Below are 19546 nucleotides of genomic sequence, written 5' to 3' on the forward strand. Positions count from 1 at the left end.
TCGATCAGCAGACGACGTCTGCTCAGGCATGTTGGAGCTTGTGCCGGGCTCGGACTGCTGGGCACCGCCGGCCGGGCGGCGGCTGAGCCGAGTTTGCTGATGCAGCCGGCCGGGGTCGGGCAAACCTTTGCGATGAGCGTCAACGGTTTCGGCGGCACCCTGGTGGTGAACCTGCCGCCGCCGCTGCCGACGCTGGACTTCCGTGGGGCGCGGGTTGTGAAAGTGCTTGCGGGCGATACCGATTTCGTGAGCCTCGAGGTGCTGAAGTTCACCGCCGAGGCCACCCATCCGGACTTCGGCCGGATCGTGTTGGCTCGGCCCGACGACGACTACGGTCCGAGCAGTATCCTCGCGCTCGCGCCCGGTGGCCACGGCTTGATCGAGAGGTGGCATCAGGCCCTGCGGGTCACCGTCGAGCGGTGCGGAGACTGCCCGGGCCCCTTCCGTTTTCGCACGCTGGAGCCCGCGGAGTGGACCGCCGAGCTGAGTCGGTTCCCGCCGCCCGCGCAGCGTGCCGAAGCCAATGGGGCGTCCACCGGCGGCACCCGCTATCGCATGACCCGTCCCATCCGCCTCGGCGCGGCCCTGGACGACGCCGCGCACGCGGAGGCCGGAACCTGTCGTTGCGCACTCGGAAAACCGCTGTCCGCCAGCGCTTCCGAGGCGCGCCCGCAATTCGCTCGAATCGAAGGCCTGGACCTGACGCACGGCGCGCTCTGAAACGCCTGTCCCGCTGGATCATTCGCCGTCTTCCGTCGAGGGCCGCTATCCGCTACGACGATGACCGATCGGTCGGACATTGTCTATCGGCAAGTCCGTCCAGGAGTCCTGTGGCGCCCGGCTCACCGTTTCCGCAGGTGCTCAACCCCGATCCGGTCATCGTGGCGAATACTCCACCTCACCACGATCGTGTGCCGGTGCGACGGACGTTCGGCCCTCGAGCGGTCGGTAACGTGGTGCTGCGCGTCGCCGGCTCGCTCGGCTGACCGCCACCGACAGCGCGTCCGAGAGTAGCGGTGTGCCACAACGTGCTACTTGGTAGCGCAATACCCGCTATGCTGAGGTAATGGGCGCACAACCGGAGATCACCCAGCGCGACCTGCGGAATCGGTCGAAAGAGATCATGGACGCCGTTCAGCGGGGGCAATCGTTCACTGTCACTCGCGACGGGTACCGGGTCGGCGAGTTGATCCCGTTGCGTCGCAAGCGGCGGTTCGTCTCCCGTGATGAGTTCGCGGCGATGTCACGGAGTGCGCCGGATATCTCCTTGGATGCGTTCCGGGCTGACCAGGATGCGACTGCGGATCATGAGGTGGACGACCCCTATGCCCGATAAGCATGAACAGGGACTTGTGGACACCAATATCCTGATCCTGCGCCGCTGGATCGATGTGGGCGATTTGCCGGAGGCGATCGCGATCAGCGCGATCACCTTGGCGGAGCTGTCGGCTGGCCCGCATGAGGTTCGGCGCAACGATGAACAGGCCGACTACGACGAGCATCTTGAGCGGGCCCGTCGGCTCGATGTGCTGCAGCGTGCGGAAAGCGAATTCGATCCCATCCCGTTCGCGGCGGAAGCCGCGCGCATCTACGGCAGGGTGTGCGCAAGCGTCGTCAGCATCGGTCGCAAACCGCGTCGCAGGATGGCGGATTTGATGATCGCGGCCACCGCGATCGCAGAAGAGCTGCCGCTGTTCACCACCAACCCGGATGACTTCCGTGGCCTGGGCGAGCTGTTGACGGTAGTCGCCGTCCCGCGACCTGCTGCGCCGCTTTCTCGCTGAGTCACGGTGCTGCCGTTCGTCGGCCCGCTCAGCTGACCGACGCCGACAGTGCGCGCAGCGCGCGCAGGAAAGCCGCGCGATCGGCGGGGGTCAGCTGGTCGAGTAGCTCGTTTTCCTGCTGCTGGATCTCGCGCTGCGCTCGATCGCGGGTGCTGCGCCCGAGTGGGGTGAGCGCGATCAGCCGGACCCGGCGGTCGGCCGGGTCGGGGCCGCGCTCGATCAGTCCCGCGTTCTGGAGCGCGTCCAGGACGCCGATGATGCGGGTCTTGTCGGCGCCGATGGATTTGGCGAGCGCGGCCTGGGTGTAGACCGGCTCGCGGCCGAGTCCGAGCAGCACGGCGTAACCCCACATGGTCAGCCCGTGGCGTTCCAGGATCGGCAGTTCGGCGGTCATGAGCGCCCGGCCGAGCGGTGCGATCATGGCCGCCAGATCGGGTCGGCGGGATTCCTGCATGGATAGAAAATACTGCCTCGGCAAATCATAAGCGGTTGCATATCGTATGCATGCGCGTACCATCTCAGGGGATGGCAACGAAAGGATGATCGTGACAACAGCTTCGAAGACACAGACCGACCTGGCCGTGCACGCCCGAGTCGTCCGGGCCGGTATCGAGCTGGTCGACCGGATCGACCACGCCGACCTGACCAAGCCCACCCCGTGTGCCGACTGGACTCTGCACGGCCTGCTCACCCACATGATCGCCCAGCACTACGGTTTCGCCGCGGCCGCGCGCGGTGCGGCCGATCCGACGGTGTGGAAGCCGCGTCCGCTCGGCCCGGATCCGGCCGCCGAATACCGTGCCGCGGCCGAGCACGTACTCGTGGCATTCGCCGAACCCGGCGTCCTGGCACGGGAATTCCCGCTGGTGGAGTTCGGGCCCGACGTCCGCGTGCCGGGCGCCCAGGCCGTGGGCTTCCACCTTGTCGACTACGTGGTGCACGCCTGGGACGTCGCCAAGACCCTGGACACCACCGTGGACTTCGACGTCGCGGCGCTGGCGGCAGCGCACGCGATCGCGGCGGCGGTGCCCGGCGGTGCTCTCCGCCTCGCGCCGGGTGCGGCCTTCGGCCCCGTGGTGCCGTGGTCGGACGAGATCACGCTCGACGCGATCGTGGCCCGGCTCGGCCGGGTACCCGGGTGGTCCGCCGCGACGGCGTGATCAGGGCGCGGCGGTGCGGGCGTTCGGGTCGAAACCGCCGGGGATCTCGAAGATCGCGCCGGTGAAGGTCGCGGCGAACAGGCGACCCGCCCCGAAACCGTCCACACCGCGCCCGTAGGCGACCACACTGGTGAGTGCGCCGGAGACGCCGAGCCGGCAGGCCACGCCGGGGCCGTCGACCCGGATGATCTCGCCGGTGGTGTTGAGCGGAACCACCGGTCGGTCCATCGAATCCAAGGTCAGGCCGTCCGGCGTCGCCCCGCCGAGCTCGAGCAGCGACTGCGGCGCGTCCGGCCGATCCGTGGGGATGCGGCTCACCCCGGGATTCACGAAAGTCCTCGAGACGTAGAGGTATCGGTCGTCGGAACCGAGGACCGCGCCATTCGCGCTCGGCAGGTTCGCCCAATCCGGCTGCACGACGCCGTCCGGATTCACCCGGCCGATCAGATTGCCGAAGTCGTTGGTGGCGTAGACGATTCCGTCCGAGCCCACGTCCATGCCGTTGGCCGCGCTCAGCCCGGCCGCGAACGGCGTCACGGCCCCGGTATCGGGATCGACCCGGACGACTCCCGCGTGCCGCAGGCTGTCACCCAGGGCGACGCGCGCGTCCGCGCCGTAGCCGACCAGCAGCCCGCCGTCCGGTGTCCAGGCCAGCGCGCCGGCGCCACCGCTGGGCACCGTCGCGATCGGCACCGCCGCTGCGCCGGGCGCGTCGATCCGCAAGACCCGCCCGCTGAGCACATCTGTGGTGAACGCCCGCCCGAGCGGGTCCACGGTGAAACCTTCCAGCGATGCGCCGGGCACCGTGGCGACCTGCACCGTCGGCTGCCCGCTGCCGGGACATACCGGTGCAGCGCCAGCGGCCGGAGCGGTCACGGTGGTGAGTACGCCGAACGCGGCGACGGCCAGTGCGCTCGCGACTTTGTCGATGGTCTTCATGATCTACCCTCGCTGTTCCGCGGCCACGCCGCCAACCTAGTCCACCGAGCCGCCCCGCTCGGGCGATCCGGCTCGAACCGGCGAGTTCGGTCAGCTCAGGCCGCGCCGTCGCAGCAGCGGGGCGATGTCGGGGGCACGGCCGCGGAAGGATTCGAAGGCCGCCATCGGATCCACCGATCCGCCCCGGGAAAGTAGTGCGCGCCGGAAGGTTTCGCCTTTCTCCCGGATGGGTGCGGCCCCGTCCTCGAACCAGTCGACCGTGTCGGCGTCGAGCACCTCGCTCCAGATGTAGGAGTAGTAACCGGCCGAATAGCCGCCGGAGTAGATGTGCGCGAAATAGCCGGTGCGGTAGCGCGGCGGGATCGCCTCGAGGGCAACGCCCGCCGCGCGCAGTGCCTGGGCCTCGAAGGTCTCGGCGTCGGTCGTGACCGGCGCCGAGATCCGGTGCCACGCCCAATCCAGCAGGGCCGCACCGAGATACTCGACCGTGCGGAACCCCTCGCCGAACTGTTCGGCCGCCACCATCCGCTCGATCAGCTCGACCGGAATCGGCTCGCCGGTCTGCGCGTGCTTGGCGTAGTTGGCCAGGATTTCCGGACGCGCCATCCACATCTCGTTGACCTGCGAGGGGAACTCGACGAAATCGCGCGGCACCTCGGTGCCGGAGAACGACGGGAAGACGACATCGGAGAACAGTCCGTGCAGGGCATGGCCGAACTCGTGGAACAGGGTGCGAACGTTGTCCCAGGTCAGCAGTGCGGGCTCACCGGGGGAGGGTTTGGTGATATTGAGGTTGTTGACCACCACGGGCTTGGCGCCGAACAGCTTCGACTGGCTGACCAGTGCGTTCATCCACGCGCCGCCCCGCTTGGAGGGCCGGGCGAAGAAGTCGCCCAGGAACAGGCCCAGCTCGCTGCCGTCGGCGTCGAACACCTCGAAGACCCGGACCTCCGGGTGATAGCCGACCAGGTCGGTGCGCTCCCGCAGACTGATGCCGTAGACCTGGTTCGCGGCATGGAACACGCCGTCGTGCAGCACCCGGTCCAGTTCGAGATATGGGCGCAGCGCGTCGGAGTCGAACGAGAACTGGTGGGCCCGAACCTGTTCGGACCAGTACAGCCAATCCCAGGGGTGCAGTGCCCCGGCGTCCGGATCGGCCGCGTGCATCCGCGCCGCAAGCTCGGTGAGTTCGCGTTCGGCATTGGCGACCGCGGGCGGCACCAGCCGGCCCAGCATCGTCTCCACCGCCTCGGTGGTCTTCGCGGTCTGGTCGGCCACCGTATAGGTCGCGTGATCGGCGAAGCCGAGCAGGGTCGCGCGTTCGGCGCGCAGACCGGTGATCCGCACGGCCAGTGCGGCATTGGGTTCGTCGCCGAAGCCGCGGCCCAGCGAGGCGGTGAGCACGCGGCGGCGCACCTCCCGGTCGTCCAGCTCGGCGAGAACAGGCTGATTCGAGACGTTTTGCAGGCTCAACGCCCACTTGTCGTCGTGCCCACGGGTTTTCGCGTTCTCGGCGGCCGCGGTGATCGCGGCGGGCGACAAGCCGGTCAGCTGGTCGGCCGTGTCGAGCAGCACGGTGGCCGCGTTCATGGCCGCCAGATTGTTCTGGCCGAATTCCGTGGCAGCGGTGGCTAATTCGGCGTTCAGCTGCCGTAGCCGCGCCTGCCCCGCCGCATCGAGCCGGGCGCCCGCGCGCACGAACCGGCGGTGCTGCTCTTCAAGCAGTCGCAGCTCCTCGGGGTCGAGGCCGAGCTCGTGCCGCCGCTCGTGCAGGTTCTCGATCCGGGTGAACAGATCGGGATCGAGCAGGATCGCGTCCTCGTGTGCCGCCAGCCGGGGCGAGATCTCCGCTTCGATCGCGTCGGTGCCCGGCGTGGAATCCGAGCCCGCGATATTGAAGAACACGGCGGCGACCCGGACCAGCATCGCGCCCGAACGCTCCAGCGGCACCAGGGTATTGGCGAAGGTGGCCGCCTCGGTGGTCGCGGTGATCGCCGCGATCTCGGCCAGCTGCTCGCTCATACCGCGGGTGAAGGCGGGCAGGTAGTGCTCCTCGCGGATGTCCGCGAACGGCGGCAGCTGGTAGGGGAGCGGGCTGGGCTCGAAGAACGGGTTGCTGGTCACCGTATGGACTCTAGGCCCGAATCCGCCCGGGGCGCGGCGACCCTCCTATTCGGTCCGATCGGAGTGCACCCGGATCGGGACGTCGTCCTCCCAGGGCTGCCGAGACACCATATCGGCGACACGCACCTCGCCGTGCTCGAATTCCCCGGTGGCGGCGTCGACCAGACGGTACCGCTGAGTGGGGCGATGGATGGGCTGGGCGTCGAGCAGGATCACGCGGACCTCACCCGGTTCGAATCCGCAGCGGCGGTGCAGCGCGGCGATGAGCTGCTCGTTGTGCATGTGGCCGTCACCGAAATTCCAGCCGACGGCGGTACTGCACAGGCGTTCACCGTCGGTGATCACATAGTCGCTTTCGCGGACATCGGCCAGGGCCCGGTGCACCAGGCTGAACAGGGCCCGGCCGTGGGTGTTCATGGCGCGGAAGGCGTAGCCCAAGTACAGCGGGACGTCCATGCGGTCCTTGCCGTAGAACCGTTCGAGCTGCGCCTGCGGCATGCTCGCGATGGCGATGACGTCGCGCTCGATCTTCGCGGCCGCCGAGGGCTGCACGCACCACAGGGTGGTATCCCAGTTGCCCGCGTAGTAGCGCATGCCCGGCAGGAACGAGATCCGGCGTGGGAAAAGGTTTCCCGCGATCACGACGCCCGCGGCCACGGCGAACAGGGCGACCGGCAGCGGGCTGTGCAGATCGGCCGGATTCTGCTCGGCGTGAGCGACGAACAGGGTGAGCAGACCGAAGATCATGAAGACGTTCCACTCCAGCGGCACGCCCATCGGAATGGCGGTGAGAATCGCCAGGTGCAGCAGCACCAGGAGAGTGGCCGCCAGCGCGGTGGGCGCGCCGCCCGTACTGAACAGCAGCACCGGCGGCGTCAGCAGTTCGACGGCGGTGGCGGTGTGCGCGACCACGCGAGACCAGCGTCCGGGGCGCAGATCGTCCGGGAACCGCGCGAAGAACTTGCGCTTGAGTGGTTTCCAGCGAATCAACGGGCTGTTCGACATCATGGTCGAGATGACGAACGGGAAGTGCCGGTTCAGCTTCGAGGTCGCCGCGCCCATCCAGATGACCACGAAAACCAGCTTGGCGGCGAGCACCAGATCGGCGCCGAACAGGAAGGCGACGGTGAGGGTGCCGTAGACCTCGCCGCGCGCCGCCAGGAAGATCACCTTGTCGCGCAGCCCGAGCACCGCGAGCAGGCCCAGGATCAGCGCGACGGGCCAGACCGGCAACAGGCCCACCGTCGTACCGAGCTCCGGAACCGCTCCGGTGCCGTCGGCGCACAGCGTCACCGCCGTCACCGCGAGCAGTGCCGCGTACAGCGCGGCGTCCACCGGGGTGCGGGTGTCGCCCGCGGTCAGCGGCACCCGGCCGGGCCATGGTGGCAGCCGAATCGTGCCGGGCCGCAACCAGTACAGGATCGATCCCATCGGCGGATAGAAGCGATTGTTGAGCGGCCCGAACCCGCAGCCCAGGCCGATCACCTCGAACAGCAGCGTGTACAGCACGATCTTCTGGAAGACGATCGGCTCTGACCACCAGTCACCGATCCGGGTGAACCCGTCGATTCCCTTGGTGGACAATACGATCAGCCACGCGCCGAGGACATACAGTGCGACCTTGGCGACGTAGAACAGATGCAGCGCCACCGGCGACCCGAACCCGACCTCGGCCCAATGCCGGGCCATCGGCCGAATCCGTTCGCCCCGTGTCCCTTCGCGCCACCGCGCCAGATCGACCACCGGCAGCTCCGGCCGCAGAAACCCCATCGCACGCTCCGATCCAAGCATCCTCGGGCACAGCGGATCCCGAGTCTCCGACACCGTCTCGATCGCGCGCGTGCTGGTCAAGCGCCGGTCCTGCACGGTGGACCGATCGAGTCGATCCGGTAGCGGCTGCCGCCGGTCCGTGGTAGCGCCGGCATGCCGCGCCGCTAGAACCGGTCCAGCAGCCAGCGCGGTCCGGCCGTGGTGGCGCCGAGGGCTTCGACGCGGGCGCGCAGGCCGCGGTCGGCGGTGATGACGAGGACGGCGCGGCGGTCGTCTGCCTTGCGGGCGGTGGCGACGACCTCCACGATCGCGTCGTCGCCGTTGCCGTCGGCCGAGACCACCCGGAGCACATCGGTTTCCGGTGTCTCGCTGGTGATCGCGGCTTTGGCCGCGCCCTCCAGCACCACCACGATGTCGCCGGGTTGTTCGGTCAGGGTCGAGATCTGCAAGAGCAGGCGGCGGGCGGCGCCCGCACGATCACGCCACCAGCCGTCGGGCTTCGAGCCCACCACATTGGCCGCGTCCACCACGATCAGCTGAGTCCGGTCCACGGTTCCAGTCTGCTGGATGCGGCGGGCCGGCGTCAGACCTTGACGGTCCGGCGACGGGAAGCGGCGCGATATTTGGCGATGACGCCCTGCTGCGGGGCGAAGAGATAGACGAGCGTGAACGCCGCGCCCTGGACCAGGACGACCATGGCGCCGGGGGCGGTGTCGAGGTGGTAGCTGAGATAGAGGCCCGCGACCGAGCAGGTGGCCGAGACGGTGGGCGCGATCAGCAGCATGTGGCCGAACCGGTCGGTGAGCAGGTAGGCGGTCGCGCCGGGGATGATCAGCATGGCCACCACCAGGATCACGCCCACCGCTTGCAGCGCCATCACCGAAGTGAGGGCCAGCAGTGCCAGCAGCGCCGCGCCGAGGGTGCGCGGGCGCAGGCCCAGGGCGTGCGCGTGGGTGGGATCGAACGCGTACAGGGTGAAGTCGCGCCGCTTGGAAACCAATGCGGCCAGCACGATTCCGGCCAGCACCGCGACCTGGATCAGTTCCGCCCGGCTGACGCCGAGCAGGTTGCCGAAGATGATGTGGTTGAGATCGGTCTGGCTGGGCGTCACCGACACCAGCACCAGCCCGAACGCGAACAGTGTGGTGAACACGATGCCGATGGCGGCGTCCTCCTTCACCCGGCTGGTATTGCGCACCACGCCGATCAACGCGACGGCCAGGAACCCGAACAGCACCGCGCCCACCGCGAACGGTGCACCCACGATGTAGGCGAGCACCACCCCGGGCAGCACCGCGTGCGACACCGCGTCACCCATCAGCGACCAGCCGATCAGCACCAGCCAGCAGGACAGCACCGCGCACACCACGGCGGTGATCACACAGGTGACCAGCGCCCGGGTCATGAAGTCGTAGGACAGCGGTTCGATCAGGAATTCGGTGGGGCTCATACTCATCCGGCCTTCGGGAGATCGTCGGAATCGCGGTCGAGCACGTCGATCCCGAAGGCGCGCGCCAGATTCTCCGGCCGCAGCACCTCCACCGGGTCGCCGTGCGCGAGCACGCCGCGCATCAGCAGCACCGCGTCATCGGCCAGCGCGGGCAGGGAATGCAGATCGTGGGTGGAGATGAGTACCGCGGCGCCGTCCGCCGCGAGTTCACGCAGCACGCCGGTGATGGTGGCCTCGGAGCGCTTGTCGACGCCGGCGAACGGTTCGTCCAGCAGCAGAATGGTCGCGCCCTGGGCGAGCCCGCGCGCGACGAACGCCCGCTTGCGCTGCCCACCCGAGAGCTGCCCGATCTGGCGGTGCGCCAGTTCGGTGAGCTCCACCCGCTCCAGCGCCCGCGCGACCGCGTCCTGGTCGGCGCGCCGCGGTCGCCGGGTGAAACCCAGGTGCCCGTAGCGCCCGGTCATGACCACGTCGTACACCGAGAGCGGGAAGCTCCAGTCCACGTCCTCGCTCTGCGGCACATAGCCGAGCTTGCCCGCCCGCCGCGCCGCGGTATGCGAGCCGCCGTCGATCCGCACCGTCCCGCGATCCGGATCCGCCAGTCCCATAATGGTTTTGAACAGCGTGGACTTACCGGACCCGTTCATGCCGACGAGTCCGCAGATCCGCCCGTAGCGCAGGGACACGGTGACGTCCTCGAGCGCGAGGACGTCACCGTAGTGCACGGTGACCGCATCGACATCGATGGCGAGGCTCATGGTTTTCTCCCGGTCAATGCGGTGCTGATCGTGGTCGCGTCGTGGCGCAGCAGGTCCAGGTAGGTGGGCACCGGTCCGTCCGCCTCCGACAGCGAATCCACGTACAGCGTTCCGCCGAACCGGGTTCCGGTGGCTTCGACCACCCGCTGCATGGGTGCGTCGGACACGGTGGACTCGCAGAACACCGCGGGCACCCGATCGGCGCGCACGAATTCGATGGTGGAGGCGATCTGCTGCGGTGTCGCCTGCTGTTCGGCGTTGACCGCCCAGATGTACTTCTCGGTGAGCCCGGCGTCGCGGGCCAGGTAGGAGAACGCGCCCTCGCAGGTGACCAGTGCGCGTTCGTTCGGCGGCAGCACGGACAGGGTGGTGGTGAGATCGGTGTGCACCCGTTGGAGTTCGGCCTTGTAGGCGGTGGCGTTGGCGCGGAAGTCGGCGGCGTGTGCGGGATCGAGTTTCTCGAACGCGCGCACCATGTTGTCGACGTAGGTCTGCACGTTCAGCGGGGACATCCAGGCGTGCGGGTTGGGTTTGCCCTGGTAGGCGTCCTCGCCGATGGGGATGGGCGTGATGCCGTCGCTGACCACCACGTGCTCGACGCGCACGTCGTCGACGAATTGCGCGAACCACGCCTCCAGGTTGAGCCCGTTGTCGAGGATCAGATCGGCTTTGGCGGCGGTGCGGATGTCGCCGGGTGTCGGCTCGTAGCCGTGGATCTCCGCGCCCACCTTGGTGATCGACTCCACCGCGAGGTGTTCCCCGGCGACATTGCGGGCGATATCGGCGAGCACCGTGAAGGTGGTGAGTACCACGGGTTTCCCCGCGCGCGCGGCGGTGCCGCCGCAGGCGGTGAGCGTGGCGCACACGGCGACGGCCAGGGCGAGCGCGCGCAAGGGGACACGCCGCGAACGGTACAACCAAACCTTCATACGCCTGAATGATAAGTTCGGTTAGCCGAACTTACAACCCCAGCCTTTGCGAACAGACCGGCCTGAACGGTGCGATCACTCCTGACCTGCTGCGACGATGCCGCGCGCGCGGGCTGCGCGCAACCAGTCGGCGAACTCGGCGAGCAGGCGCCGATACAGTTCGGCGTCGTCCATCCGGTCGATATCGTCGGCGGTGAAGAAGCCCGCGTTGTCGACCGCGCGGCCGTCCATCTCGTCGAGCGTGCGCAGCACGCCGTAGTTCGCCTGGCCCAGGCCGACGAACTGCCAGAACGCGGGCAGCCGGGAGGCCTCGCGCATCAGGTCGGTGATCTGCTGCTTCTGTTTGAAGCCGCCATCGGTGAAGAACAGCACCAGGGTCGGTTCGGCGCCGGGGCGCAGGGTGTCGATGATGGCGCGCATGATCGGCAGCTCGTCGTTGCGCAGGCCGAGCCGGTCATAGTCCAAACCCGCGTGCTTGCCGGTCAGATGCAGGTAGGTGTGTGCCCACTGTTCGCTGTCGGCGACCGTGATATCCGGCAGCTTCAGGAATTTCAGCGCGTACAGGTACGCCTCGAGCGTGCCGTCGTCGTCGAGCTGGGTGGCGATCGGGACGATCCGCTCGACCACCCGGTGCACCACCTTGGTGTTGTACTGCTTGGCGATACTGCCGGTCTTGTCGATCACCAGCACCACGCGCGCCCGCTCGTGCGCCGAGTCGCGGCTGTGCAGCACCTCGGCCACCACGCGCTTGCGCATATCGAGCTTCGCCCGCCGTTCCGGCGGCAGCGCGGCCTCACCCGGCACCGTGCGCACCGAAAACCCGGCGGGTTCGTCCTCGTCGACGCTGACGCCGTGATCGGTCACCAGATCGGCGAAACCGCCCGCGTAGCCCTGCCCGACCGCCCGCGCCTTCCAGCCGCCGTCGCGGCGGTACAGCTCCAGCGCGATCACCACCGATTCGGTGTCGAGACCTTCGATTCGATACTCGTACAAGGGGTTTCCCGCGTCGTCGGCGACCGTGACGACCGGCGGCACGCCCTGCCCGAAGCTGGCCGCGATGTCCTCGAGCGTGAGAACCGCACGCAGCTGGGCGATCTCGGCGGGCAGATCGGCCAGCGTGACCGCCAAACCATCCGCGCGCAGCTCGACCCCCGGCGCCACCGGCTGATTGAAGAACACGAAATCCGCGTCCGAGCGCACGGTGCCGGCCACCGTCACCAGTAGGGCCGACAGATCCGCACCCGCGGCCTGGAACCCGAGCACCACCCGGGGCGCGGTCAACGCGCCGTTCTGCCCCTTGATCAGTATGTTCACCCGAAATCTCCGCACTCGACCGTGATTCGGGTCAGAGTATCCCCGGTCGCGCAGTTACGGGCCGACTTGCGGTGGCCCGGTGGACGATTCATCAGCTGCGGTAATCGCCCGCCCACCGATAAAAGTGTTGACATCGCCGACGCGCTGGCAAACACTGCAACCAGACAGCAGCCTGGGGAGGAGCTCTCGTGCGTAGTAAGCGCATGGCGTCGATCGCGTGGAAGACACTGATCGTCGGCATATTGATTCTGGTCTTCTTCATGCCGAGAGACCACACTCCGGATCTGAAGGTCATGTGCGACAACGAGCGGATGACGCCGGGCACCACATGTATCAGTACCGACAGCAGCAAAGCCGGCACCTATGAGGAGCGGGTGCAGCGCGAGATCGACAACGCCGAGTCCGCGCGGCGCCGCGACGAGAAGTGGGGCACCGAGCTGACGATCCTGGGCGGCGCTATCACCGCGCTTTCTCTCGCCGCGCTGATCGGCGGCCTGGTGGGCATGCTCCGGGCGCGGCAAACCGTCGCCCCGGCCGATCAGGGCTGGTGGAGTCAGAACTCATGAGTGACGGCACCCGCGAAGCAGCGGAAATGCAGCGGTGGCGCAACCGGGTTGCCCAACTCGGGCCACGCACCGAAGCGGTGCCCGAGGATGCGCTCGCCATGGCGGGCCGGGCCGGCCTGGGCCGGCATCAGAACTGGTTCGGCGAGCCCAAGGGGCCGTCGGTAGCCTGGTCGATCGGCTGCGGCACGGTGATCGCAGTCATCGGTGTGGCGATCGCGCTGTTGCTGTCCGGCTGGTGGATCGCGATCCCGATCGTCCTCGCCGCCGGCGGCGTGCTCTTCGCGGCCTACGCCTACTTCGGCCCGGACGAGGTCGCCGAGCAGGTCTACGTCTTCGAGCACGGCATGATCCACCGCGAGTCCAAAGGTCAGCTGACCGTGCTGCGCTGGTCGGAGATCCGCCTCCTGGCCAATGTGACCCGCCACTACTCACAGGGCGGGTATTACACCCGCTCGTCGCACAACTACACCCTGTTGCGCGCCGACGGCGGCAAGACCTTCTTCACGCACCTGCTCTTCCCGGACGGTGAACTCGCCGTCCTCGGCGAGCTGATCGAACAGCGGGTCACCGAGGTACGGGTGCCCAAGGCCATCGAAGCGGTAAGCGCCGGACAGCGCCTCGACTTCGGCGACCTCATCATCGACGCGTCCGGCATCTCCAGCAAACACGGCACCCTGCCGTGGCCGGAGGTCGAATCGGTCGAGCCGAAGGAAGGCAAGATCGTCATCAAGAAATCGGGCAACTGGCTGCGCTGGTCCAAGACCCCGGTCAGCGAGATCCCCGACGTCTCGGTCCTGCTCCTGCTCAGCGCCGCGCTACGCGCTACAGCGGGTGGCCGATGACGCTCTGACGGGTCGGCGGCCCACAGCTAGTAATGAGTCACAACAGGCAGTTCAGCCTCCCCGGCCTTGCATTATGTCGTTAGCGGCATATATTCTGGCGTAGTGGATGGCCTGTTCGCGATCGAGATCGAGCCTGAGGTGCGGGATTGGCTGGAAGCGCTGCCGGCCAGGCACTTTCTCGAGATCGACGCCTATGTCGGCCTGCTCGCCGAGCATGCGGAATCCTTGGGTGAGCCCTATGCGGGACATCTGGGCGACGGTGTGCGCGAGTTACGTCCGACGCTGGATGGTGCCGCCATTCGTATTACATACTGGCTCGCACCTGGTCGGCGAGCGATCCTGCTGACTGTGTTCCGCAAGACGCGAATGCGCGAGGATACCGAGGTCAAGCGAGCGAAGCTCGCCCAGCAGACCTGTCTGGCCCGAACATGAGCCTGCCCATCAAGAGTTCATTCGCACAATCGAGAAGGGAGAATTGGACCGATGAGCCATGCACGCTGGAAGACCCTCCGAGAACGCAAACTTGCCGAGGGCTACACCGAACCTGAAGAGATCACCGAGGCACGTCGGGAAATTCAGCTCTCGATGGCGCTGGCCGAAGCCGTATACAACCGCCGTGTGGAGCTCGGGTTGACTCAGGCGGAACTCGCGAAGCGTGCGGAGTTGACACAGGCGAAGATCTCGCGCATCGAAGGCTCCGATACGGTGCCGACACTTCCGCTGCTCGCCCGGCTTGCGAAAGCCCTCGACGCCACGCTCGATATCGCTCTTGACGCGGAGGATGCGCGAGTGAACTTCACTGGCCACCGCGCGGACGTAGTCTGACACCAGCACCGATCCGCTGGTGCGAGCGTGGCGGGGGTCGCGGACGCTCTGATAGGGTCGCGGCAGCTGGATCGTTGCAGGTGAGAGGGTGGGGAGATGACGCGCCGAGTCGGAATTCTGCTGGCCGCGGTCCTGATCGCGCCGGTGCTGGCGGCATGTGAGAGCACGACGGGCGGGAGTCCGACCACTAGTGCCGCGCCGGTGAGCCTGTGGAATCCGTGTACGGAGATTCCCGATGCGACGTTGACGGCGGCGGGGTTGCGGCCGGAGACAGAGGAGACCGGGATCGGTGGGGTGCATCAGGATGGGTGGGAGATCTGTGCTTGGAAAGGCAAGAACTTCTATGTCAGCGTCTACTCCGCAGCACGACCAGTCGCGGACATCGAATCCAAGGCTGGCAACGTCGAGTTTCGGGATGCGTCGATCGCGGGTCGTGCGGGTCGCCAGTTCAAGATCGAGGGTGCGTCCAAGGATCTCGGCTGCGATGTGGTCTTTCCCGCTGCTCAGGGGCTATTTCAACTCCAGGTGTTGAATGCTTATGGTTCCGCCGACCTCGAAGATCCGTGCGCTGTTCTGCGTCGTGTTGGCAATTCGATCGTTCCAGTTCTACCGAAGTGACATCGGGGGGAGTCAGGTATGAGTCAGGATGAAGTTGCGAAGTGGGAGCGGTTCGCCGCGGCCGTACGATCGGGTGAGCTATTTCTGGACAGCGAAGACGTTGCCAAACAATGCCTGGCGGCGTGCGATAAACGAGTAACTGAACTTCAAGACATGACCGCCTTGGTCCGTCAAGCGCAGACTGTCTCCGGCTTCGGCAATTTCCCCATGGCAGACCAGCTCGTCGGACAATTCAAGACGCAAGCGACGGGCCTGGACAATTCGATCGACAAAGTGATTCAGGCTCACATCGACGTCGTGAAGGACATGGGCGAAATCATGGCCCTCTCCGTCAAACGCATCACCGGCCAGGACATCACCAATACCGTCCACTTCAACACCAAGGTCGGTGGGTAGGCCATGCAGTTACCCGGAATGTTCAGCTGGTCCATCGGTGACCTGGGCTCGGCCATGGGTAAGAGCCTGACCAACTTCATCGCCGGTGGGGAGCCCGACAAGGGTGTCGACCCCAACAAGGTCCAGACCCAGTACAACAACCAGCGAAATACTGTACGCAAGAACGCTTCCGAATCCGGTTTCCAAGGGGACTACCGCAATCCGGCCGTCACCACGACCGACAATTTCCTCGGTTACAAGACCACACAGGCGCTGCGTGAGCGCGTCGACAAGATCACCATCACCTCGGTCGCCGATCTCGAGAAGGCCTGGACCGGTATCGCCACCAAGGCCGAATCCTCGCTGACCGCCTTCAACGCCGCGATGGCCAAGGCCACCGATCAGAGTGTCTGGCGCGGCGCGAGCCGTGACGCCGTCGCCCAGGCCGTCACCGACTACAGCACCAAGGCGGTGCAACTGGCGAATTCGGCCAAGCTGACCAGCTCCAAGGTCGCCGAGCTGAAGACCGGCCTGGAGCCGACCTACGCGCTGGTACCGCACGCCCCTGATCATCGTTCCGGCTGGGACAACACCCGCAGCTGGATCGCGGGCCGCGGCTGGCGCAGCAACAGCGAGGCCGAGGACACCGCGTTCACCGAGGCGGTGCGTGTGCTGGACACCGTGTACGCCCCCGTCATCAAGGAATCCGACACCGGCGTCCCGGTAATCCCGAAGCCGGACAGTCAGGTGTCGAAGAATCCGACCGAGCCGGTCACGCCGAAGCCGAACACCGGGGTGAATCCGAAGACTTCCGAGCCGGTCACCGCCAAGCCGGAGACCGAGGATCCGACTGTCCCGGCGAATACCGGCGCGCCGACGACCGACCCGAACGCCACCACTCCCGCGTCGACCACACCGGCTTCGACCACCGGCACGCCGACCTCCACCACTCCGGCGTCGACGAACCCGACCACTCCGACCACCGGGACACCGTCCGGCACCCCGGGGGCTGGTACGCCTCGATCCGGCACGCCTCGATCCGGGACGCCCGGGACCGGCACTCCGCGTTCAGGCACACCGGCCGCGCCGCGCACCATCGCGGGCACTCCGAATTCCGCTGCCGCCGTGGCCAATTCGGCTGCTTCGCGGGCCGCGAGCGCCGGTGCCCGCAACGGCATGCCGGGTATGGGCGGCATGAATCCGCGCAATGGCAAGGGCGAGGACGACGAGTCGACGAAGGGTATCCCGGACTATCTGATCACCCAGGAGCACGGCGACGAGGTCACCGGCCTGGACAGCATTCCGAAAGTGGTGCCGCCGGTCATCGGCGCATAGCCTTGGCGGACAGGATATTTCGGATGGCGGTCATGCGGGAGTGGCGCTGGAGCGCGCTCGAATTCCGGGTGCTGTGGGAGTCCACCGGGCGCGATGTGCTGCCGTATCCGCTGCGGCATCGGCCCTCGGAACTGATTCGCGAGGATTACGACCGCACCCGCCGGGAGGCGGCGAAACGTCTTGTCGCGCAGTGGGATGACGATCTGGTGCAGGCGGTGCTCGTGCTGCTGGAGCCAGAGGTGCGGGTCGAGGTGGCGGGCATGCTCGGCCCGCGCAAGGATGGTCGCCTGCGCTTGCACGCGGCCAGGCGTGCGGAGTACGGCGCGCTGGCCGTGCAGGAGCCCGGCCGCGATCCCGAGGAGGCCGGCGATGTGCGCCTGAGCCTTTTCGCCGCGGACCTGCTCGCACCGGCCGTGGTCCGTCAGCTCCCGAAATGCGCTCGGGGCCAGGGCAAACCGATCCAGATCCCGGTCGCGGAGCTCGACGACCCGCTCCCCGTCGCCCGCGACCACTGGCGTCCCACGCCCCGCGAGGAGTTCGAAACCTTCCTGCGCCGCCCCAGCACCGCCACCATCCACGTCGCCGTCTACCCCTTCGGCAGCGTCGACAACCGCCACACCGAGGGCCGCAAGGACTTCCAGCTCACCGACGTCGAAAACGACGGCCGCTACGTAACCTTCGGCACCCACACCGTCTACATCAAGCCCACTGAATCCCCCCGCGTAACCCGCACCCTGTCCGACATGATCACCGCCACCCTCCGCGAAGTCCACACCGGCGACCACGCCCCCCGCTGATCCTCCATCGCCGGCCGGGCCCGCTATCCGGATTGCCGTGCGGCGTAGACGAATTCGCGCATCAGGTCGTGATCTTTGACGCCGCGGCTGGATTCGACGCCGCTGGAGACGTCGACGCCCCAGGGGTGGGCGGTGGTGATGGCGGCGGCGACGTTGGCGGGGGTGAGGCCGCCGGCGAGCAGCCATCGGCCGGTGGGGCGGGTGGTGTTGAGGGCGGTGAGGTCCCAGGGTTCGCCGGAGCCGGCGACGGGGGAGTCGAGTAGGAGCCATTCCTCGCCGTAGGCGCCGGTGCGCACGTCGGTGTCGGCGGTGAGCGAGGTGGCACGCAGCAGTCGCAGGCCGGCGAGTTGCTCGAAGGCTGCGCGCGGGTAGGAGCCGTGCAATTGCAGGGCATCGACGCCCGAATTCCGGGCCAGCTCACCGGCTTCGGCAGGCGAAATGCCGTGCACCACAGCCACGGACAGCATGTGTGAGGGCACGCCGGCGCGCAGCCGCCGGGCGGTGTCGACGGAGATCCGGCGTGGGCTGGTGGTGAGCACGAAGCCCACGGCGTCGGCGCCGGCGTCCACCGCCGTGGCAACATCCTCCTCGGTGCGCAGACCGCACAGCTTGACGAACATGCCGCAAACCCTATGCGAACGGCGGATCGACGCCGGGCGGGCGGTCGCCGGAGCTGTGCTGGAGGCCACACGCTGAGAACGAGTCCGCCACGCTGCCAATGGCTTTCGGAAACCGGGCGGTCTATTTTGCGTTACTTAGCCCACCTAGCTTTCGGACCTGTGAAAACCCCTGCCGCGCCGCTGCTCGCCCTCGGCGCCATGGTCTCGATCCAAGTCGGTTCCGCTATCGCGAAGTACCTGTTCGACCTGCTGGGTGTGGGTGCGACGGCCAGCCTGCGGCTGCTGCTGGCCGGGGCGATCGCCCTGCTGCTGTGGCGTCCCGTGCTGCGCCTGCACCGCGCCGCCCTGCCCGGCGTGCTCGGGCTCGGCACGGCCATCGCGGGCATGAACGCCACCTTCTACGCGGCAATCGACCGGATTCCGCTCGGCATGGCGGTGACCATCGAATTCCTTGGCCCGCTGACCGTGGCGGCGATCGGCTCACGTCGTTTGCGGGACACGCTGTGGGTACTGCTGGCGGGCGGCGGAGTGCTCTTGCTCATGGAGTCGCACGGGCCGGTTTCCTGGACGGGAGTGTTGTTCGCGATCGGGTCCGGCGCATGCTGGGGCAGCTATATCGCGTGCGGCGCGCTGGTCGGCAAGCACACCGAGGGCCACGACGGACTCGCCTGGGCGATGGCGTGCGGTGGGCTGCTGGCGCTGCCGGTGGGGCTGGCCGAGGCAACGCCACTGGTGCTCGACCCGCTGGTACTCCTGGCTCTGCTCACGGTCGCCGTCCTGTCCTCGCTGCTGCCGCACGCGCTGGAGCTGACGATCCTGCGCCGCCTCACGGCCGCCACCTTCGGCGTCATGATGAGCCTGATGCCCGCGGTCGCCGCGCTGGCGGGCCTGCTGCTCCTGGATGAGATGCTGCGCCCGGCCCAGTGGGCGGGTATCGCCGTCGTGGTGCTCGCCGCTGCCGGTGCCGCACGCGAGGAGATGTCTCCGGCGCCCGCGATTCCGACCGGTGGGCCCGCGGTGGTTGCCGAGTATGGAGTTCGGCCGCTGGCTTCAGCGACGCTGACCGGTCCGTCTGTAGTACTGGCCGAGCACGGAGCCCGCCGCCCGGAGGCCGCGTCGCCGACCGATCCGCAGGCCGAGCACGGAGCCCGCCGCCCGGCCGTCGCGTCGCCGGCCGATCCGCAGGCCGAGTGCGGCGGCCGGCCTTCGGCACCCGCGGTGATGTGCGCCGACCACCGTGACCGGCGCACAGCACGCAGTGCGTCCGCACCCGAACCGCTGGCGCGTGAAGTGCCGGTCCCGGCACTGAATTGAGCCGCCCGGCATCGCGACCACACCGG

23 protein-coding genes are annotated in these 19546 nt (G+C 67.8%); 13 read left to right on the forward strand and 10 right to left on the reverse strand.

The window, feature by feature from the left end; all coding sequences use genetic code 11:
• Positions 1-132 precede the first annotated feature (132 nt).
• The 3 genes from ACFVMC_RS27545 to ACFVMC_RS27555 all read left to right on the forward strand — a co-directional run bounded on the left by ACFVMC_RS27545 (position 133) and on the right by ACFVMC_RS27555 (position 1784).
• Positions 133-720 carry a hypothetical protein gene (locus tag ACFVMC_RS27545; RefSeq protein ID WP_379214961.1) on the forward strand — a complete coding sequence of 196 codons (588 nt, stop codon included), beginning with the start codon at positions 133-135 and terminating at the stop codon, positions 718-720.
• Positions 721-1066: 346 nt separating this feature from the next.
• Entirely contained in the window at positions 1067-1336 is a 270-nt protein-coding gene (locus tag ACFVMC_RS27550) for a type II toxin-antitoxin system Phd/YefM family antitoxin (protein ID WP_379214962.1), read from the forward strand.
• Complete coding sequence (locus ACFVMC_RS27555; RefSeq protein ID WP_379214964.1) at positions 1326-1784, forward strand: type II toxin-antitoxin system VapC family toxin; 459 nt, start codon at positions 1326-1328, stop codon at positions 1782-1784. The genes ACFVMC_RS27550 and ACFVMC_RS27555 overlap by 11 nt, the downstream gene beginning before the upstream one ends.
• 28 nt (positions 1785-1812) lie before the next feature.
• On the opposite strand, the gene ACFVMC_RS27560 is transcribed toward ACFVMC_RS27555, so the two are convergent.
• Positions 1813-2238: a MarR family winged helix-turn-helix transcriptional regulator gene (locus ACFVMC_RS27560; RefSeq protein ID WP_379214966.1), complete on the reverse strand. Its 426-nt coding sequence runs from the start codon at positions 2236-2238 to the stop codon at positions 1813-1815.
• 85 nt (positions 2239-2323) lie between these two features.
• Between ACFVMC_RS27560 and ACFVMC_RS27565 the strand changes: the two genes are divergently transcribed.
• Positions 2324-2944: a TIGR03086 family metal-binding protein gene (locus ACFVMC_RS27565; protein ID WP_379214968.1), complete on the forward strand. Its 621-nt coding sequence runs from the start codon at positions 2324-2326 to the stop codon at positions 2942-2944.
• Here the strand turns inward: ACFVMC_RS27565 and ACFVMC_RS27570 are convergent, their stop codons facing one another.
• The 8 genes from ACFVMC_RS27570 to ACFVMC_RS27605 all read right to left on the reverse strand — a co-directional run bounded on the left by ACFVMC_RS27570 (position 2945) and on the right by ACFVMC_RS27605 (position 12228).
• Complete coding sequence (locus ACFVMC_RS27570) at positions 2945-3883, reverse strand: SMP-30/gluconolactonase/LRE family protein (RefSeq protein WP_379214969.1); 939 nt, start codon at positions 3881-3883, stop codon at positions 2945-2947.
• Positions 3884-3973: 90 nt separating this feature from the next.
• Positions 3974-6007, reverse strand: coding sequence for a M3 family metallopeptidase (locus ACFVMC_RS27575; protein ID WP_379214971.1), 2034 nt, complete (start codon positions 6005-6007; stop codon positions 3974-3976).
• A gap of 45 nt (positions 6008-6052) precedes the next feature.
• The gene (locus ACFVMC_RS27580; protein ID WP_379214973.1) at positions 6053-7777 is read right to left on the reverse strand and encodes a DUF3556 domain-containing protein; all 1725 of its coding nucleotides are present in this window, start codon (positions 7775-7777) and stop codon (positions 6053-6055) included.
• 164 nt (positions 7778-7941) lie between these two features.
• A complete protein-coding gene (locus ACFVMC_RS27585) occupies positions 7942-8328 on the reverse strand; it encodes a hypothetical protein (RefSeq protein WP_379214975.1) in 387 nt (128 codons plus the stop codon).
• A 32-nt stretch (positions 8329-8360) separates the two neighbouring features.
• Entirely contained in the window at positions 8361-9227 is an 867-nt protein-coding gene (locus ACFVMC_RS27590) for a metal ABC transporter permease (protein WP_379214977.1), read from the reverse strand.
• Between the two features lie 2 nt (positions 9228-9229).
• Positions 9230-9985 (reverse strand): metal ABC transporter ATP-binding protein, encoded by a 756-nt coding sequence (locus tag ACFVMC_RS27595; protein ID WP_379214979.1) that lies wholly within the window; start codon positions 9983-9985, stop codon positions 9230-9232.
• Positions 9982-10914 (reverse strand): metal ABC transporter substrate-binding protein, encoded by a 933-nt coding sequence (locus tag ACFVMC_RS27600; RefSeq protein ID WP_379214980.1) that lies wholly within the window; start codon positions 10912-10914, stop codon positions 9982-9984. Before ACFVMC_RS27600 ends, ACFVMC_RS27595 begins: the two co-directional genes overlap by 4 nt.
• A 75-nt stretch (positions 10915-10989) precedes the next feature.
• On the reverse strand, positions 10990-12228 hold the full coding sequence (locus ACFVMC_RS27605) for a VWA domain-containing protein (RefSeq protein ID WP_379214982.1): 1239 nt from the start codon (positions 12226-12228) through the stop codon (positions 10990-10992).
• 203 nt (positions 12229-12431) lie between these two features.
• Here ACFVMC_RS27605 and ACFVMC_RS27610 point away from each other — a divergent pair, with 203 nt between their 5' ends.
• The 8 genes from ACFVMC_RS27610 (at position 12432) to ACFVMC_RS27645 (ending at position 17586) form a co-directional block, all read left to right on the forward strand.
• The gene (locus ACFVMC_RS27610; protein ID WP_379214984.1) at positions 12432-12794 is read left to right on the forward strand and encodes a hypothetical protein; all 363 of its coding nucleotides are present in this window, start codon (positions 12432-12434) and stop codon (positions 12792-12794) included.
• Positions 12791-13636, forward strand: a complete 846-nt coding sequence (locus ACFVMC_RS27615; RefSeq protein WP_379214986.1) for a DUF6585 family protein — start codon at positions 12791-12793, stop codon at positions 13634-13636. The genes ACFVMC_RS27610 and ACFVMC_RS27615 overlap by 4 nt, the downstream gene beginning before the upstream one ends.
• 102 nt (positions 13637-13738) lie before the next feature.
• Complete coding sequence (locus tag ACFVMC_RS27620; RefSeq protein ID WP_379214988.1) at positions 13739-14068, forward strand: type II toxin-antitoxin system RelE/ParE family toxin; 330 nt, start codon at positions 13739-13741, stop codon at positions 14066-14068.
• 51 nt (positions 14069-14119) lie between these two features.
• Complete coding sequence (locus ACFVMC_RS27625) at positions 14120-14461, forward strand: helix-turn-helix domain-containing protein (RefSeq protein WP_379214989.1); 342 nt, start codon at positions 14120-14122, stop codon at positions 14459-14461.
• Between the two features lie 96 nt (positions 14462-14557).
• Positions 14558-15079, forward strand: a complete 522-nt coding sequence (locus ACFVMC_RS27630) for a DUF3558 domain-containing protein (RefSeq protein ID WP_379214990.1) — start codon at positions 14558-14560, stop codon at positions 15077-15079.
• An 18-nt stretch (positions 15080-15097) separates the two neighbouring features.
• The gene (locus tag ACFVMC_RS27635) at positions 15098-15475 is read left to right on the forward strand and encodes a hypothetical protein (RefSeq protein WP_379214992.1); all 378 of its coding nucleotides are present in this window, start codon (positions 15098-15100) and stop codon (positions 15473-15475) included.
• A gap of 3 nt (positions 15476-15478) precedes the next feature.
• Positions 15479-16789, forward strand: a complete 1311-nt coding sequence (locus tag ACFVMC_RS27640) for a hypothetical protein (RefSeq protein ID WP_379214993.1) — start codon at positions 15479-15481, stop codon at positions 16787-16789.
• Between the two features lie 23 nt (positions 16790-16812).
• Positions 16813-17586, forward strand: coding sequence for an ESX secretion-associated protein EspG (locus ACFVMC_RS27645; protein WP_379214994.1), 774 nt, complete (start codon positions 16813-16815; stop codon positions 17584-17586).
• Positions 17587-17609: 23 nt separating this feature from the next.
• Here ACFVMC_RS27645 and ACFVMC_RS27650 read toward each other — a convergent pair whose 3' ends face one another.
• On the reverse strand, positions 17610-18206 hold the full coding sequence (locus tag ACFVMC_RS27650; protein ID WP_379214996.1) for a phosphoribosylanthranilate isomerase: 597 nt from the start codon (positions 18204-18206) through the stop codon (positions 17610-17612).
• A 159-nt stretch (positions 18207-18365) separates the two neighbouring features.
• Between ACFVMC_RS27650 and ACFVMC_RS27655 the strand changes: the two genes are divergently transcribed.
• Positions 18366-19520, forward strand: a complete 1155-nt coding sequence (locus ACFVMC_RS27655) for an EamA family transporter (RefSeq protein WP_379214998.1) — start codon at positions 18366-18368, stop codon at positions 19518-19520.
• Positions 19521-19546 lie beyond the last annotated feature (26 nt).

The sequence above is a fragment of the Nocardia sp. NPDC127579 genome (genome assembly GCF_042672005.1).
Taxonomy (GTDB): Bacteria; Actinomycetota; Actinomycetes; order Mycobacteriales; family Mycobacteriaceae; genus Nocardia.